Origin of the sequence: Paenibacillus sp. MCAF9 (genome assembly GCF_052114265.1) — a bacterium.
In the GTDB taxonomy this organism is placed as follows: Bacteria; Bacillota; Bacilli; order Paenibacillales; family Paenibacillaceae; genus Pristimantibacillus.
This window is the reverse complement of record NZ_JBFREL010000023.1, coordinates 23,964-39,649: the sequence shown is the minus strand read 5'-3', so window position 1 is coordinate 39,649 and position 15,686 is coordinate 23,964. Positions and strand designations below refer to the sequence as shown.

The 15,686-nt window shown below is 48.3% G+C and carries 15 protein-coding genes; 1 reads left to right on the top strand and 14 read right to left on the bottom strand.

The features are described 5' to 3' along the window. Positions 1 to 2: 2 nt before the first annotated feature. Together AB4Z45_RS24730 and AB4Z45_RS24725 are read right to left on the bottom strand one after the other, a co-directional pair. A complete protein-coding gene (locus AB4Z45_RS24730; RefSeq protein ID WP_441912313.1) occupies positions 3 to 1,730 on the bottom strand; it encodes a DAK2 domain-containing protein in 1,728 nt (575 codons plus the stop codon). A gap of 56 nt (positions 1,731 to 1,786) precedes the next feature. Beyond that, complete coding sequence (locus AB4Z45_RS24725) at positions 1,787 to 2,146, bottom strand: Asp23/Gls24 family envelope stress response protein (RefSeq protein ID WP_076268275.1); 360 nt, start codon at positions 2,144 to 2,146, stop codon at positions 1,787 to 1,789. A 293-nt stretch (positions 2,147 to 2,439) separates the two neighbouring features. Between AB4Z45_RS24725 and rpmB the strand changes: the two genes are divergently transcribed. Next, the gene (rpmB, locus tag AB4Z45_RS24720) at positions 2,440 to 2,628 is read left to right on the top strand and encodes a 50S ribosomal protein L28 (RefSeq protein ID WP_053375639.1); all 189 of its coding nucleotides are present in this window, start codon (positions 2,440 to 2,442) and stop codon (positions 2,626 to 2,628) included. 99 nt (positions 2,629 to 2,727) lie between these two features. On the opposite strand, the gene spoVM is transcribed toward rpmB, so the two are convergent. The 12 genes from spoVM to coaBC all read right to left on the bottom strand — a co-directional run bounded on the left by spoVM (position 2,728) and on the right by coaBC (position 15,526). Beyond that, positions 2,728 to 2,808, bottom strand: a complete 81-nt coding sequence (gene spoVM, locus AB4Z45_RS24715; protein ID WP_010345573.1) for a stage V sporulation protein SpoVM — start codon at positions 2,806 to 2,808, stop codon at positions 2,728 to 2,730. A 121-nt stretch (positions 2,809 to 2,929) separates the two neighbouring features. Continuing rightward, positions 2,930 to 3,205 carry a hypothetical protein gene (locus AB4Z45_RS24710; protein WP_441912277.1) on the bottom strand — a complete coding sequence of 92 codons (276 nt, stop codon included), beginning with the start codon at positions 3,203 to 3,205 and terminating at the stop codon, positions 2,930 to 2,932. An 11-nt stretch (positions 3,206 to 3,216) separates the two neighbouring features. Continuing rightward, on the bottom strand, positions 3,217 to 3,861 hold the full coding sequence (gene rpe / locus AB4Z45_RS24705; RefSeq protein ID WP_430055067.1) for a ribulose-phosphate 3-epimerase: 645 nt from the start codon (positions 3,859 to 3,861) through the stop codon (positions 3,217 to 3,219). Between the two features lie 5 nt (positions 3,862 to 3,866). Continuing rightward, positions 3,867 to 4,841, bottom strand: coding sequence for a ribosome small subunit-dependent GTPase A (gene rsgA, locus AB4Z45_RS24700; protein WP_256710896.1), 975 nt, complete (start codon positions 4,839 to 4,841; stop codon positions 3,867 to 3,869). Further along, positions 4,792 to 6,900 (bottom strand): Stk1 family PASTA domain-containing Ser/Thr kinase, encoded by a 2,109-nt coding sequence (pknB, locus tag AB4Z45_RS24695; RefSeq protein ID WP_441912274.1) that lies wholly within the window; start codon positions 6,898 to 6,900, stop codon positions 4,792 to 4,794. The genes rsgA and pknB overlap by 50 nt, the downstream gene beginning before the upstream one ends. A 5-nt stretch (positions 6,901 to 6,905) precedes the next feature. After that, on the bottom strand, positions 6,906 to 7,667 hold the full coding sequence (locus AB4Z45_RS24690; protein ID WP_076268271.1) for a Stp1/IreP family PP2C-type Ser/Thr phosphatase: 762 nt from the start codon (positions 7,665 to 7,667) through the stop codon (positions 6,906 to 6,908). A 7-nt stretch (positions 7,668 to 7,674) separates the two neighbouring features. Further along, positions 7,675 to 8,721, bottom strand: a complete 1,047-nt coding sequence (rlmN, locus tag AB4Z45_RS24685) for a 23S rRNA (adenine(2503)-C(2))-methyltransferase RlmN (RefSeq protein WP_076268270.1) — start codon at positions 8,719 to 8,721, stop codon at positions 7,675 to 7,677. A 101-nt stretch (positions 8,722 to 8,822) separates the two neighbouring features. After that, positions 8,823 to 10,337, bottom strand: coding sequence for a 16S rRNA (cytosine(967)-C(5))-methyltransferase RsmB (rsmB, locus tag AB4Z45_RS24680; RefSeq protein WP_441912273.1), 1,515 nt, complete (start codon positions 10,335 to 10,337; stop codon positions 8,823 to 8,825). Next, positions 10,334 to 11,290 carry a methionyl-tRNA formyltransferase gene (gene fmt / locus AB4Z45_RS24675; RefSeq protein WP_339208835.1) on the bottom strand — a complete coding sequence of 319 codons (957 nt, stop codon included), beginning with the start codon at positions 11,288 to 11,290 and terminating at the stop codon, positions 10,334 to 10,336. Before fmt ends, rsmB begins: the two co-directional genes overlap by 4 nt. Before the next feature lie 4 nt (positions 11,291 to 11,294). Beyond that, complete coding sequence (def, locus tag AB4Z45_RS24670; protein ID WP_218639590.1) at positions 11,295 to 11,780, bottom strand: peptide deformylase; 486 nt, start codon at positions 11,778 to 11,780, stop codon at positions 11,295 to 11,297. A 42-nt stretch (positions 11,781 to 11,822) separates the two neighbouring features. After that, positions 11,823 to 14,315 carry a primosomal protein N' gene (priA, locus tag AB4Z45_RS24665; RefSeq protein ID WP_441912272.1) on the bottom strand — a complete coding sequence of 831 codons (2,493 nt, stop codon included), beginning with the start codon at positions 14,313 to 14,315 and terminating at the stop codon, positions 11,823 to 11,825. After that, positions 14,315 to 15,526, bottom strand: coding sequence for a bifunctional phosphopantothenoylcysteine decarboxylase/phosphopantothenate--cysteine ligase CoaBC (coaBC, locus tag AB4Z45_RS24660; protein WP_441912271.1), 1,212 nt, complete (start codon positions 15,524 to 15,526; stop codon positions 14,315 to 14,317). Before coaBC ends, priA begins: the two co-directional genes overlap by 1 nt. Positions 15,527 to 15,686: the final 160 nt, after the last annotated feature.

Genomic DNA, 15,686 nt, shown 5'->3' with positions numbered 1-15,686 from the left:
ATTTACTCCAAAGCAAAAACATACGGATACAGCGGTTGTCCGCCTTTTTGCAATTCAAGCTCCAGATCAGGATACTGCTCTCCGATCCATTCGCATAACGACGCCGTTTCTGTCGCTTCCGCATCCTCACCTGACAAAATCGTCAGCAAATCTCCACCTGCATCGAGCATGTTAGCAATGAGCGATTGGCAGGCTTCGAGCAAGCTTGCTTTGGATACAACTATCGTCTTTTCTTTAATGCCGATGTAATCACCCTCGCGAATATCCACACCTTCAATGGTCGTATCTCGCACAGCCTTTGTTACTTGTCCCGATATAACCTGCTCAGCAGCGTTTTTCATCCATGCGCTATTTCGTTCAGCCGTCTCGTCTTCCTTAAAAGCAAGTACAGCGGCTAAACCCTGAGGTATCGTGCGAGTTGGGATAATCGTAACATTCCGCTCGCTAAGCTCAGCAGCTTGTTCAGCTGCCAAAATAATATTTCCGTTATTCGGTAATATATAGATATGCTCTGCTGACAGAGCCTCGATCGCCTTCACAAAATCTTCTGTGCTCGGATTCATCGTCTGACCGCCAGACAACACCGTATCCACTTCATTTTCGAGGAAAATGTTCGTAATCCCCTCGCCTAGAGCAACAGCAATAATTCCAAACGGCGCCCATTCAAATACTTGACCAGGCGGAACTCCCTGTACGGCCTGCCCTGCAAGCAGTTCTGCTGCAGAATAGTCAACAACGGCTGAATCCTCTGCCTCATGCTCAAGCAAATCACGATGCTGCTCGCGCATATTAAGAATATGAATATCGGTTAATTCTCCGTAAGGAAGCGATAGGTTCAGTACGTCTCCCGGTTTGCGAGAGTGTACATGAACTTTAATAATATCGTCTTCTGTTATGACCAATATAGAGTCTCCATCTTTCCCAAGAGCACGTTTGTAAGCGGATTCATCAAAAAACGCTCCCGCTTGTCCGCTTAGCTTGCGATTGATAAAAAATTCCATATCGTATAAAAATTCAATAGCTTCCGTCGCTAAGCGTGCTTGTGCCGAGATCGGCTCTTGCTTGCGAATTGGTGGCACGATAATAGGAACAGCCACTTCTTCAGGTGGAGCTGCTTCTGACGGCATCGAATAAGTATCAAGCTGGCCATCGATTTCTGCTAGGCTGCGTACGAAACCCTCATAAATAAACACGAGACCTTGTCCGCCAGAATCGACTACGCCAACCTGCTTTAGTACAGGCAATAAATCAGGCGTACGCTGCAAAGCTTCATATGCCTTCTGATGCACCTCGTGCATCAACTCAGCCACGTCACTCGTTCTACGGGCGTACTGAACGGCATGCTTCGCAGCTTCCTTGGCAACGGTAAGAATCGTTCCTTCTACAGGCTTTACGACAGCTTTATAAGCGAGGTCAACACCGTATTGCAAAGCAGCGGCTATTTGCACCGTTCCCGCTTCTTCAAGACCGGCAAGCGACCTGGAGAAACCTCTGAACAGCTGTGACAAGATAACGCCGGAATTGCCCCGAGCCCCCATCAGCAGCCCCTTAGATAAGGCTTCTGTCGTTTTTCCAATGCTGCTTGACGGCTTGCTGCGCAGCTCGCGAACGCCTGAGGACATCGTTAAGTTCATGTTTGTTCCCGTGTCGCCATCCGGCACTGGGAATACATTTAATGCATTAACGTGCTCTGCGTTTCGCTGTAAATAATCCGCGCCGAGCAGTGCCATTGCGGTAAAATCAGATCCGTTTATAAAGCGCTTACTCAACGAAATTTCCCTCCCTGTTACTTAAGTACCCTGACATCCTGCACAATTATATGGACTTCTTCCACTTGTAGACCGATTACGTCGTTCAGCACATATTTTACCTTGGATTGAATGTTATGCGCTACCTCGGAAATTTTTGTTCCATAGCTTACGATGATGTAGAGATCAATATGCAATTCTTCATTTACTCGTCTAACTTCAACGCCGCGAGTCAAATTGTCTCGTCCGAGCAACTCGGCAATTCCGTCCTTTAGCTGTTTGCGTGAAGCCATCCCGACAAGTCCATAACAATCCATGGCCGCAGAGCCCGCAATAATGGCTATGCAATGGTCTGAGACATGTATGGAACCTAATTCTGTGCTTAGCTGCATTGGCATGGAAATACACTCCCTTACTGTATGTATTATGGACTAAGTATTATTGTACTATAAACGGCTCCTTTATAGAAGTCTGTTCAATAAATCCAGTTATTCTGCATGGTTGCTCGCTTTAAAAGCGATAAAGAACATCCTTGTCCTTATATTTAGGTTGAACAGAACCAATGTTTGTGATACGATATTCAAGTGTGTTTAAATGTTATTTCGCTTACGAATGAATTTTTCCTCACGCATAACGAAGCCATATTAATGGAATCCGTTTTGTTCAAGCAAGATTTAAAGGAGGTGTAGTCATGTCCCGCAAATGTTTTCTTACAGGTAAAGCACCTGGTAAAGGTAACAACGTTTCCCACGCAAACAACAAAACTCGTCGTTCTTGGGGCGTAAACGTGCAAAAGGTTCGCATTTTGGTTGATGGTAAACCGAAACGTGTTTATGTTAGCACACGCGCACTTAAAGCTGGTAAAGTTACACGCGTATAATGATGGCAATGGCCATAGACAAAAGCACCTGAGCGCTCAGGTGCTTTTTTTTTTGCTTTTCTACGATCACGGCCGAAGGGTGTCCTGCAGCATCTAGACCTAATTTTTTTGGAAGGTATTCAAAATCGCCTTTACGAACCCGCCCAAAAATTTAGGCAGTTTGATTGTATAAAATTTCATGCCTCATCCCTCCTCAGACACGCTCATCGAATTTATCCGTGACAACATTACTACGCTCATGTAAACATCCTATGCGTCGTCAGTTTGTCCTATTCCATAGTGCGTCTGAGGGAAAAGCCTATTATGCGCCCGTTATTGGCATTGGATTATCTCTTATATATATAATAGCCGCTCCAACGACAGCAATTAGTAAATAAAATACGATCGATAGCGCGAAAAAAGCGATTCGTATTCCCAGCTTTTCAAATCTCCGGAAAAACCGAATGCCCACGTACAATGCGAGCAGCGAGAAGAGATACCGATAAAAATCCGATATCATCGAGAATAGCGCTAGCAGCAGTCCGGCAAGAAATGTATACATCAACAGCCAGAGTGTTGTTTTCAACCGTTCATTCATCGCAGTACCTCCTAGCGCAATACCGCGATTGCCGCGGCTCGGTCTACCTCTGAGAACACGGCGCTTCCTGCCACAAGCACATTAGCGCCAGCTTCACGAATGACTGCTGCCGTTGTTTGATTAACACCACCGTCAACCTGGACATGAACATCATCTAGTCCTTGCTCCTCCAGCATCGCACGAAGCTGGCGCAGCTTCACTAGCGAATAAGGAATGAACTTCTGTCCCCCGAATCCAGGGTTAACCGTCATAATAAGCACAAGATCAAGATCATGCAAAATAGGCTCCAGCACAGAAACAGGTGTTGCCGGATTAATCGCTACGCCAACAGGCAGCCCTTTTTCTCTTATGTAATGAACGGTTCTATGCAAATGCACGCAAGCTTCAGCATGAATAGTAATGCGGTCCGCGCCTGCTGCAATATAATCCTCAATTGAAAGTTCCGGACGTTCAATCATCAGATGCACATCAAAAGGAAGCTTCGTCACAGGCCTGATAGCTGAAATGACCGGCGGTCCAAAAGTTAGATTGGGGACAAAATGACCGTCCATCACGTCGATGTGAATCCAATCTGCTCCTGCCGCTTCGACAGCTTGAACTTCCTCTCCTAGCCTTGCAAAGTTGGCCGATAATATGGAAGGGGCAATAATCGTCATAATTGTTAGTACCTCCGTTTTTTCTCTCTCATCTCCGTCAAAAACAGCAAGTAGTGGTCATGCCTGCTTTTTTCTATTTTCCCGCTCTCAACCGCAGCAAGCACGGCGCAGCCTGGTTCGCTTACATGCGTGCACCCACGGAATTTACAATCGGGAGACAGCTCGCGCATTTCTACAAAACAATAACCTAAATCTTCGATTCCCAGCTCCTGAAAGTCCAGCTGGCTGAAACCTGGTGTATCAGCGACTAAGCCGCCTCCAATTTCAATAAGCTCCACATGCCTCGTTGTATGCTTGCCTCGTCCAAGACGATTGCTGATTTCATTTGTCTCCAGCTTAAGACCAGGAACAATCGCATTAAGCAGTGATGACTTGCCTACGCCTGATTGTCCGGCAAATACAGCCATATGGCCTTTCAGCTTTTCTTGAAATGGAGCAATGCCTTCTCCCAAACGAGAGCTTGTCCCGAACACTTCATATCCAAGTGCTCTGTATATACGATTAACGGAGGCAGCCGCAGCTTGCGCCTCCTCCGTTTCCAAACCGTCTTTCTCTAAGTCCTGCTTGCTTAAGCATAATACTGCTGGTATGCCAGCATGCTCGATATGCACAAGGAACTTATCCAGCAATTGCAAATTGAGAGCAGGCTCTGTAACCGAAAACACAAGAATCGCAAGATCGATATTCGCAACTGGCGGTCGAATAAGCTCTGATGTACGAGGCAGCAGCTCCTCGACGGTTCCTTCACCGTTCTCCGTCAAGCTATACATCACTGCATCGCCTACAAGCGGCGTTAAGCCCTTATTCTTAAAGACGCCTCTAGCGCGGCATTGGACTGTTGCCGAGTCCGACGCCGCATTCTCCGCTCTTACGTAGTAATAACCGCTGAGCGCTTTTACTATCGTGCCTTTGAGATGACCCTCTTTGCTATTATGGCTGTTGCTGCTCTTGCTGCTGCTCTTCTTCAATTGGCTCATCATTGTTTTGGGTAACCTCCGTTTGTGTCGGCGCTTCTGTTTCCTTCACTTCATTACCCGGAATAGTCAAATTGGATGAATTCGTGCCATTGACTATTTCTTTGTACGTAATTGTTTTGATATCAATAAACTGATTGTCTCGGAATACCGTTACTCTGGCTTCCGTATCCGGTGAGACAAGAACGGTAACTACGAAGGTTTCCATTCCTGTAATTTTACGTTTCTCTGATACAATATTTTCACCGCGTGCATCGGAGTATTCAATTCGAACTTCACTTGCTTTGCCTGCTTCCGCCGGTGAAATCATAATATTAAACTTATGCTCTTTCGCATCGGCTGGCGGCCCTGAGCTGACAGTGATTGTAATTTTTTCCCCTTTGGTTACTTTCTCATTAGGTTGGAATGGACTTTGGCTAATGACATGATCCTTCTCATGCAAATAACTCGGAGCATACAAAATATCAGCTTTGTCTAATGTAAGCTCGTATGCTTTGATCAAATCCTTGGCTACGTCAAGCGGCTTGTTAATTAAGTTAGGCATCTCAACGGTCTCGCGGCCTTTGCTGACTACGAATTTAAATTCAACCGATTCAGGATTGTAGGATTCACCCGGTTTTGGCGACTGCTGAATGATCGTATCTGGAGCTTCCTCACTGAAAACAGGATCTTCAATAACGATTTGATCCTCTGTTATCCCAAGTGCAATAAGCTCATCAATAGCGGTCTGCAGCGCTTTCCCAACATAATTATCAATTTCCTCTAGCTCAGGTCCGTCACTCACCGTTAATTGAATAAGGGAGCCTTCCTTCACTCGCATATTCATCTTTGATTGACTTATAACCTGATCCTTCGGAATTTCCTTGTTATGCTCGCGAATGGTTGGATCCTCTATCTTAAGCCCCGCGCCCTCAATCATTTGACGCGCTTCAATTTCGGTTTTGCCTACGACAGTAGGCACGTCTACTTCTGCAACATCAAGCACCCCAAGAAGTTTGATGAAGCCAAATATAATAATCGCCAGTATGAGCAGTGTAACACCTACGACAGTAAGCGGTTTTTTCCAGCTCTTGGACTTTGGCTGCAATTCAACTTCTTTTTGCTGCTCATCATTTGCCGAGCTGACAGGCCGCGCGATCTCTTGTGTTGTTTCTGCTGGCCGAATATCGCCGCGAATAGCAGGCATCACTCGCGTCTCTTCCAAATCATTAACATGTGCGAATGTGATTTTGGGTTCCTTCAACCGATCGGGACGAAGGCAGGTATCCAAATCCAGCAGCATTTCATGTGCTGAATTATAACGTTCACTTGGATTTTTACGCATCGCTTTGAGAATAACATTCTCAACGCTTTGCGGAATATGCGGATTAACGATTCGCGGCTCCTCGAAATTTTCTTGCAAATGCTTCAAAGCTACGCTGATTGGGCTCTCGCCAAGAAACGGCAGCTTAGCTGTCAGCATTTGATAGAGCACGATGCCAAGCGAATATAAGTCAGACTTTTCTCCGGTATTGATTCCTTTGGCATGCTCAGGGGAAAAATAGTGAACCGATCCGATAACCGAGCCTGTCTGTGTAATCGTGGATGAAGTAACCGCCCTTGCGATACCAAAATCCGTAACCTTTACACGACCATTTTTGCCAATTAATATATTATGCGGCTTAATATCACGATGAATAATGTGATTTTGATGCGCGTGATCAAGCGCATCTGCAATTTGCATAGCAATGCGCACCGCTTCATCTGGCTGCAACGGCGCTCGTTCTTGTATAATTTCATTCAAATTATGGCCTTCAATATATTCCATAACGATATAATGCGTATCTTCTTCTTGTCCTACATCATAAATGCTGACGACATTCGGATGAGATAGCGCAGCTGCTGACTGTGCTTCACGACGGAATCGGCGAATAAATTCTTCATCATGCACAAATTGCTGCCGCAGCACCTTCACTGCGACTTTTCTATTTAGCAGCACATCATGCGCTTTATACACAAGCGCCATCCCGCCGCCGCCTATGCGAGTCAATATTTCATAACGTCCGCCTAAATCCTGTCCAATCATCCTTGTCACCCCTCTCGATTCGTGCCAGCTGCTTCTTGGAGAAGTACGACAGTTATATTGTCGTCCCCGCCTGCTTGCAGCGCAAGCGAAATGAGATGATCAGCTTTTGCATCCAGCTCAAGTTGATCCGTCGTGACCGTTTGCAGCATTTCCTGATCGCTCACCATATTTGATAATCCATCGCTGCACAGCAGCAGCACGTCCTGTGCGGACCATTCTACCGCTTGAACATCGATTTCAACTTGAGAATCCGTACCAACTGCACGAGTCAGTACGTTGCGCCTTGGGTGGTGAGCAGCCTCCTCTGCGCTAAGCTGGCCAGACTTGACCAATTCATTCACAAGTGTATGATCATTCGTTAATTGTGTAATGACGCCCTCGGTAATCTTGTAAGCGCGACTGTCTCCCACATGGCCAATAATAGCGTTGTCCTGTTTCACTAAAGCGGCCACGATCGTAGTACCCATATTCCGATACTGCTCGTTCTGGGAAGCAAGCTCAAAGACAGCGTCATTCGCCTGCGAAATCGCTTGTCTTATGAGCATTTTTCCTTCTTGCAGAGACAAGTCCTCTTTAGCGGCGCTTTTCTCCAGCATGCTTCGGAAAGCGTCAACTGCCCTTTGGCTTGCAACGTCTCCAGCCTGATGGCCGCCCATGCCATCAGCTACGATGGCAAGCGTTACTCCATTATTCAGTTGACTTACCCATGATTGGTCTTCATTGACATGACGAACCCGTCCAATATCACTGCGGTTTGCCGTTAACAATCAATCATCACCTCGCCTGAGACTCCATATGTTTTGCTCTTAATTGGCCGCATGCAGCTGCAATGTCATGCCCTTGTTCCCTGCGGATCGTTACACTCACTTTATTTTTCTCAAGTACACGCTGGAATTCAAAGATGTCCTCGCGCGGAGTCCGAACATAATTGCGTTCAGGAACATGGTTTACAGGAATCAAGTTAACATGGCACAACATTCCTTGCAGCACATCTGCCAGCTCCTGCGCATGCTCAGCTTGATCATTAACACCGCCGATCAAGGCGTATTCAAATGTTATTCTCCGGCCAGTCTTCGCAATATAGTTATGGCAAGCTGCCATTACATCAGCAAAAGGAAAACGACGGTTAACCGGCATGAGCTTTGAGCGAAGCGCATCATTTGGCGCATGGATCGATAGCGCCAAGTTGATTTGTGTATTCTCCTCGGCAAACTTGTACATGCTCGGCACGATGCCGCTAGTCGAAACCGTAATGTGGCGCTGACCGATGTTAAGGCCTTTCTCGTGGATCATAATACGCAAGAAAGCCATCGTTGCATCATAGTTCTCGAACGGCTCCCCAGAACCCATAATAACGATGCTAGATACGCGTTCTCCGGTAGCATCAAGCATCATCTGAGCTGTAACAACCTGCGCTACGATCTCGCCCGCAGTCAAGTTGCGTTTCAAGCCGCCAAGCGTCGAAGCACAAAACGTACAGCCGATTCGGCAGCCGACCTGTGTCGTTACACAAATACTGTTGCCGTAGTTATGGCGCATAATAACAGTCTCAATCGCGTGGGCATCATGGAGTCCGAATAGAAACTTCACGGTTCCGTCCTTTGATTCAAACTTTGTAATCTCATTAAGCGTAATAATTTGGAAGTTCTCCTCCAGCTTATCGCGAAGGGCTTTCGATAGGTTGGACATATCTTCAAAGCTCTTTACCCGCTTCACATATAACCAATCAAACAGCTGTCCGCCGCGAAATGCCGGCTCACCATTATCTGTCATCCATTGTTGAAGCTGTTCGAGCGTGTAGTCATATATGCATGGTTTCATTTCATCACACCTGTACCTTTATAGTAGGACGGCTCATAGAAGCTGAACACCGCCATCGATTTATTTTACCACAAACGCCCATGTTCAGCCATAAGCAGCGATTATGGACGCTTTACCATCCTTGCTATGAAAAATCCGTCACTGTCAAAATGCTGCGGAAGCAACTGAGCTTGACCATTAAAATGCTCATCGATGGCTCCAGCTTTCATCAGCTGATCGACAATAGCCTCTGGCCAATTGCGATCCAATTCAAATTCAGGATGCTCCTGCAGAAACCGAGCTACTTGCTGCTCATTTTCTTCCTTCTCTATCGTACATGTACTATAAACAAGCACACCGCCAGGGCGCACTAAATCACATACTGAATGCAATAAACGCTGTTGAATGGCAGCGATATCCGATACATCACCTGCGGTTTTGGTCCATTTGATTTCCGGCTTGCGTCTAATAACGCCGAATCCAGAGCATGGTGCGTCAAGCAGCACGGCATCCATCGATTGCGGTTTGAAGCGCTCGCCTAATTTGAGAGCATCTTCGGTAATCGCTTCAACATTGCGCAGCTTCAAGCGCTCGGTTTGCGTCACGATTAAATCACGTTTATGCGCATGCAAATCATTCGCCCACACCTTGCCTTTGCCGCCCATCAGTTCTGCCAAATGCGCGCTCTTTCCACCTGGTGCCGCGCAGCAATCCAGCACTTGCATGCCGGCTTTTGGCGCTACAACTTCAGCTACCAGCATGGAGCTTTCATCCTGTACCGACCATACTCCCTCGCGGAATCCGTCAGTATCGGCCAGATTGCCTCCGCGATTAATCGTAATACCTGCAGGAGCAATGACAGAAGGCTCAGCTTCATATCCAGCTGCTTTTAGAAGCTCGATCGCCTCTTCACGATTGCCTCTTAGCGTATTAGCGCGAACGCTTGTATGCGGATGCTCATTGCCCGCTGCGCAAATAGCTTCTGCCTGCTCATAACCGTATGCCTTAGCCCAGCGGCTTACTAGCCATTCTGGATAGGAATGCCGCAGCGCAATTTGCATAATTGGATCTTTATGTTTAATTTCAGATGGCTGCAGCTCAGCTCGTCCGCGATCGATACTGCGGAGCACGCCGTTAACCATACCTGAAATACCGGAATGTCCGCGTTTCTTTGCAATCGTAACCGCTTCATTCACAGCAGCATGTGCCGGAATGCGATCTAAGTACAATAGCTGATAAGCACTCATTCGAAGCAGCTGATGCACCCAAGGCTCAAGCTTATTCAGCCCTTTGGATACAAAGCGGCTAAGCCAGTAATCAAGCGTCACTTGTCGCTGAATCGTGCCGTAAACAAGCTCGGTAACAAGCCCGGCGTCCGCTCGCTGCAAACCTGCATCCTGCAATGTGCGATTAAGCTGCAAATTGCTGTATGCACCGGTTTGTGCGACCTTTACTAATGTATCCATTGCCAGCTCACGCGGAGATTTCACCTTGCGCGGCCCCGGCTGCTGTTGTCCATTTTGAGCAGACTGCCCGCCGGCAGCAGGTCGTTTATGACCTGCTTTCGCTCCGGATTTTCCTTTTGCCCGGTTGCTGCTATTGCGATTTGGACTTGGTTTTTGTGTACTTTCCGTCATGCTGCTCCACCATCTCCTAATCGTGTGCCCGCTTCTAATCGTGCACCCTTAAGCCAATCTGCTGCGGTCATCGTTCTTTTTCCAGCGGGCTGAATTTCTTTCAGCACTAGTACGCCTTCACCCGTTTGAACATGAATGCCGCTGCTGTCTGCTGCAACTACGGTCCCTGGCTCAGCAGCAGCATTAGCCGCTGTGGCTGCCGAAGGCACTCCGCAATTCCACACTTTGAACACTTCTCCGTTTAAGTACGTAAAGGCGCCGGCCATTGGCGACAAACCTCGCACCTGATTAAAGATGGCACGCGCAGGTCTTGTCCAATCAATTCGTTCATCATCGCGGGTCAAATTCGGTGCATAGGTTGCTTGCTCATGCTGCTGCGGCTCGGCTTTTACTTCTCCCGCAACGATAGCAGGAAGCGTCTTGCCGAGCAGCTCAGCACCTGCGATGCTCAGCTTCTCAAACATCGTGCCCGATGTATCCTCATCGGTAATTGGAAGCTCCACGACGCTAATCATATCGCCGGTGTCCAGTCCTTCTGCCATATACATAATCGTCACGCCAGTTGAACTCTCGCCATTTATGATCGACCGCTGTATAGGTGCGCCGCCGCGATATTTCGGCAGCAGCGAGCCATGCACGTTGATACATCCAAGTCGAGGGATTTCCAGCAGCGCCTTAGGCAATATTTGGCCGTAGGCTGCCGTTACGATAAGATCCGGCTGCATCTCAGCAACCATTGCAACCGCCTCCGCACTTCGCATGCGCTCAGGCTGGAGCACTGGCAGTCCAAGCGACAACGCCGCTTCCTTTACAGGCGGCGGCGTCAGCGTTTTTTTGCGGCCCTTCGGCCGATCAGGCTGTGTAACAACAGCGACAACATTATATTGCTGCTCAAGGAGCAGCTTCAAAGAGGGAACGGCAAATTCTGGCGTCCCCATAAATACGATACGCATGAAGCTATTCGCCGCCTTTTCTAGCTCTTTCCGAAATGTCGTAGATGCTCTCCGCCAAATCGGTAAACAAAATGCCGTTCAAATGATCAACTTCATGCTGGAACGCGCGAGCGAAGTAACCAGATGCTTGAACGGTAAACGTCTGTCCGCTGCTGTCTTGTCCGGTTACCACAATGCGATCAGCACGCAGCACGTCGCCATTAAGATTCGGAATGCTAAGGCAGCCCTCAGGACCAAGCTGCTCTCCTTCTTGCTCTACGATGACGGGATTAACCATCTCGACCAAACCATTCTCATCGCCTACATCTACTACAATAACACGCTTCGAAATGCCGATTTGAGGAGCTGCAAGACCTACTCCCTCTGCATCGTACATCGTCTCAGCCATATCTTTTAACAGCTTTTGCAAGTTAGCATTAAATTTCGTTACTTCCTTCGCCACTTCCCGCAATACCGGATCTGGCTCTTTTACAATTATACGGATACTCATAGTATTCCCTTCCTTTACGTTCATTAAAATAGTAATAGCTATTTATAATATAACTTGTGGATCTACGTCAATACTGAATTGCACCTGGCGCTGCGGCGGTCCATCCGTAAACGGGACGAGTGCCTTGCGAACAAGGGCCGATGCATCGATACTCCCACGATATTTTATCACACATTGAAAACGGTAGCGATCTTTCATTCTAGAAATCGGCGAAGCTACTGGCCCAAGCACCTCCAGCGCTCGACCAAAACCGCTGCTGAGCGAAATAAGGACGCCTTCATTTTCCGCTAATTCTCGCAGATCAGAAGCAAACCGTTCACTAATGGAAGATAGCAGCGGCAGCTGCTCATGAGACATCGTAACGAGAATCAGTCTGCAATAAGGCGGATAGCCCATTGCACTGCGATGACGCAGCTCTTCACTCACAAAAGCAGTATAGTCATGCTGCTGAGCGGTTACTACAGCATAATGCTCGGGAGCATAGGTTTGAATGACGACTTCGCCTGGCAAATGATGCCTGCCTGCACGTCCCGCAACCTGTGTAAGCAATTGAAACGTTCGCTCCGCTGCGCGAAAATCAGGCAAATTAAGCGATGTATCGGCAGCAATTACGCCAACTAGAGTAACAAAAGGAAAATCAAGACCTTTCGCTACCATTTGCGTACCGAGCAGTACATCCGCTTTACGCTCGCCAAACTGCTTCAGAAGCTTTTCATGCGAATTCTTTTCTGTAGTTGTATCCACATCCATGCGAATAACACGAATGCCCGGGAACAGCTTTGAGAGCTCTTCCTCAACCCGCTGCGTTCCCGTTCCAAAATAACGAATATGCTCGCTTTGACAAGAAGGACATGTGGTTGGGGCCTGCTCGGCATGCCCGCAATAGTGGCAGCGCAGCGCCCGTGATTTCTGATGATAGGTCAATGAAATATCGCAGTGGGGACAAGCTGCAGTATAGCCGCAAGACCTACACATCACAAATGTTGAGTAACCGCGTCTATTTAGAAGCAGTACGGATTGCTCTCCGCGCTCGAGCCTATCAGCAAGCGAGCTGTGCAGCAAGCGGCTGAACATCGAGCGGTTGCCTTCCTTCAGCTCCTCGCGCATGTCGATAACGGCAACCGGCGGAAGCGGTCTGTCGCCTACACGGCTAGGCATTGGCAGCAATGCCGGCTCGCGGCCTTCGTCACGGGCAGACAGCGGCCGGCTAGCCGCTGCAAAGGATTCCAGCGATGGCGTTGCCGAACCGAGAACGACTGCCGCTCCATGCTGCTTCGCTCTTCTGACCGCCACATCGCGAGCATGATACTTCGGACTTTCCTCCTGTTTATAGGAGGATTCATGTTCTTCATCAATTATAATAAGCCCAATTCGTTCAAATGGTGCAAAAATAGCGGAACGTGCGCCAATGGCTACCTGAACTTGGCGGCTGCGAATTTTTCGCCACTCATCGTATCGCTCGCCATTCGAAAGCCGGCTATGCAGCACAGCAACTGCGTCGCCAAACCGTCCTTTAAACCGCTCAACCATTTGGGGAGTCAGCGAAATTTCAGGAACGAGTACAATGGCCTGCTTCTCCTGCTCCAAGCAAAATTGAATCGACTGCAAATAAACTTCCGTTTTCCCGCTTCCCGTTACGCCATGCAGCAGCATCGTCTGAGGCTCGCCCGCATCAACAGCTCTAACGATACGGTCATAAACATCTTTCTGGCCTTCTGTCAGCTCTAGCGGAGTCGTACGTTCAAATTCTCTACCCGCGTAAGGATCGCGCTGCTGCTCTACCTCTCTAAGCTCAAGCAGTCCTTTCTCTGCGAGTGAACGAACACTTGCCGCAGAGCCCCCTGCCAAAGTGAGCAGCTGCTGCAGCGCCAGTGGTCCGCCATGCTCCAGCATAAAGGCAAGAACTTCACGCTGCTTAGCCGCACGAGAAGGCAAGGCTTCCATCTGTTCGCGTACAGCCTCCACATTATCTGGCACATATACGGTCAGCACCTTGCGTACAGCAAGTCGATCGCGAATTGAAGTTTGTTCGACCAGCACACCTTCGCGAAGAGCAGCCTTGACGGCCTTTGCATGCTCAGGAAAACGCTCCTGCAGCACTTCAAGTTTAACAAGCTGTCCACTGCCACCTAGCCACTCCAGCATAGCTGGCGGCAGATCCACTATTGCAGCTTCTTCGTCTTGAATGCCAACCAGCCGTTCTGCCTTTCCCTTCAAGGCTGCCGGAATCATAGCCTGAAGCGCTGTCGTCCATGAGCAACAATATTTATCGCTCATCCATTTCGCAAGTTCAATAAGATCCGGCAATAAAGGCGGAACATGATCGAGCAGCTCTGAAATCGATTTTAATCGATTTATAGCAACATCTGTCGTCTCCGATAATTCCGTGACAAATCCTTGCAGGACGCGGCCGCCAAAAGGAACGCCAACGCGGCTGCCGACCTCAATCCAATCTTCAAAGGCTGCAGGCACTTCATAGTCAAACGGCCGATCCGTCTGGCGGCTCGGCACATCAACAATTACTTTAGCAATCATTAGCCGTTCCCTCCAGAAGACACTAGCCGCCCTGCAATCAACTCCAGCAAGCGATTCGCAACCTCACGCTTAGACAATAGCGGCATCTTCTCCACAAGTCCTTCTGCGCCATATACTTGCACAATATTGGTATCTCCGTTAAAGCCTGCTCCGTCCTTGCTTACATCATTAGCAACGATGAGGTCGCAATGCTTGCGGCGCAGCTTGTCCATCGCATAATGCTCGATCTGCTCCGTTTCTGCCGCAAAACCAACAAGAAACTGCTTCTGCTTGCGCTGTCCCAATGTCTCCAAAATATCCGTTGTACGCTCTAGCTCGAGTACGAGCTTCTCGCCTTTTTTCTTCATCTTCTGATCGCTCACATGTGCCGCTCGATAATCGGCTACCGCTGCCGATTTCACGACAATATCCATATCGTCATAGATGCTCGTAACAGCTTCAAGCATTTGCTGCGCGGACTCCACATGAATGACCTTCACACCTGCAGGAGGCTCTGCTGAGGTACGGCCCGCAACTAAAGTTACATCAGCGCCCATCATCAGCCCCGCCTCAGCAATTGCAAAGCCCATCTTGCCTGACGAGTCATTGGTCAAATATCTTACTGGGTCCAGTCGCTCAATCGTTCCACCCGCGGTAACAAGCAATTTTTTCCCTTTTAGCTTTCCGTTTTTGCTAAACCACGAGTCGATTGCAGCTACGATATCTTCCGGTTCAGCAAGGCGTCCTTTGGCAACATAGCCGCATGCGAGCTGCCCGGTGCCAGGCTCAACAAACATCACGCCGCGCGACGCCAGCAGCTCCAAATTATGGACAACGGCTGGATGCTCATACATATGTACATTCATCGCTGGCGCTATGAGTACCGGACAAGTAGCAGCAAGCAGCGTTGTGCTAAGCATATCATCAGCGTGACCTCCGGCTAGCTTTGCTATTGCATTAGCAGTAGCCGGAGCAATGACGATTAAATCCGCATGATCTGCCAAATGAATATGAGAAACTACCGCAGGATCTCTCTCATCAAACGTATCGATATATACGGGATTGCGAGATAACGTTTGCAACGTGAGCGGCGTTATAAATTTTGTTGCCGATTCAGTCATGATGACGTTCACATTAACGCCCGCCTGCACCAGCTTGCTGCAAAGCGCTGCGCCTTTATAGGCTGCAATTCCGCCTGTGATGCCGAGTATAATTGTTTTTCCTTTTAGCATGGTGTATCTCCCGTCAAGCGTAAACAGCAAAACTCATCCTTTGGCGGCAATAGCCCGTTTCATGATGAAATATAAACTGCTTTCACAATATGTTAACATCAAATTTTATGTTTCAAATGCAAACGGCAGAAGCCGCCCAATGGCAGATAAGCTCGTTACG

Excerpts from the sequence above, each read along its gene's own strand:
- AB4Z45_RS24730 (WP_441912313.1), bottom strand. The coding sequence starts at position 1,730 with ATGGCACTGCTCGGCGCGGATTATTTACAGCGAAACGCAGAGCACGTT.
- AB4Z45_RS24725 (WP_076268275.1), bottom strand. The coding sequence starts at position 2,146 with ATGCCAATGCAGCTAAGCACAGAATTAGGTTCCATACATGTCTCAGAC.
- rpmB (WP_053375639.1), top strand. The coding sequence starts at position 2,440 with ATGTCCCGCAAATGTTTTCTTACAGGTAAAGCACCTGGTAAAGGTAAC.
- spoVM (WP_010345573.1), bottom strand. The coding sequence starts at position 2,808 with ATGAAATTTTATACAATCAAACTGCCTAAATTTTTGGGCGGGTTCGTA.
- AB4Z45_RS24710 (WP_441912277.1), bottom strand. The coding sequence starts at position 3,205 with ATGAATGAACGGTTGAAAACAACACTCTGGCTGTTGATGTATACATTT.
- rpe (WP_430055067.1), bottom strand. The coding sequence starts at position 3,861 with ATGACGATTATTGCCCCTTCCATATTATCGGCCAACTTTGCAAGGCTA.
- rsgA (WP_256710896.1), bottom strand. The coding sequence starts at position 4,841 with ATGATGAGCCAATTGAAGAAGAGCAGCAGCAAGAGCAGCAACAGCCAT.
- pknB (WP_441912274.1), bottom strand. The coding sequence starts at position 6,900 with ATGATTGGACAGGATTTAGGCGGACGTTATGAAATATTGACTCGCATA.
- rlmN (WP_076268270.1), bottom strand. The coding sequence starts at position 8,721 with ATGAAACCATGCATATATGACTACACGCTCGAACAGCTTCAACAATGG.
- rsmB (WP_441912273.1), bottom strand. The coding sequence starts at position 10,337 with ATGACGGAAAGTACACAAAAACCAAGTCCAAATCGCAATAGCAGCAAC.
- fmt (WP_339208835.1), bottom strand. The coding sequence starts at position 11,290 with ATGCGTATCGTATTTATGGGGACGCCAGAATTTGCCGTTCCCTCTTTG.
- def (WP_218639590.1), bottom strand. The coding sequence starts at position 11,780 with ATGAGTATCCGTATAATTGTAAAAGAGCCAGATCCGGTATTGCGGGAA.
- priA (WP_441912272.1), bottom strand. The coding sequence starts at position 14,315 with ATGATTGCTAAAGTAATTGTTGATGTGCCGAGCCGCCAGACGGATCGG.
- coaBC (WP_441912271.1), bottom strand. The coding sequence starts at position 15,526 with ATGCTAAAAGGAAAAACAATTATACTCGGCATCACAGGCGGAATTGCA.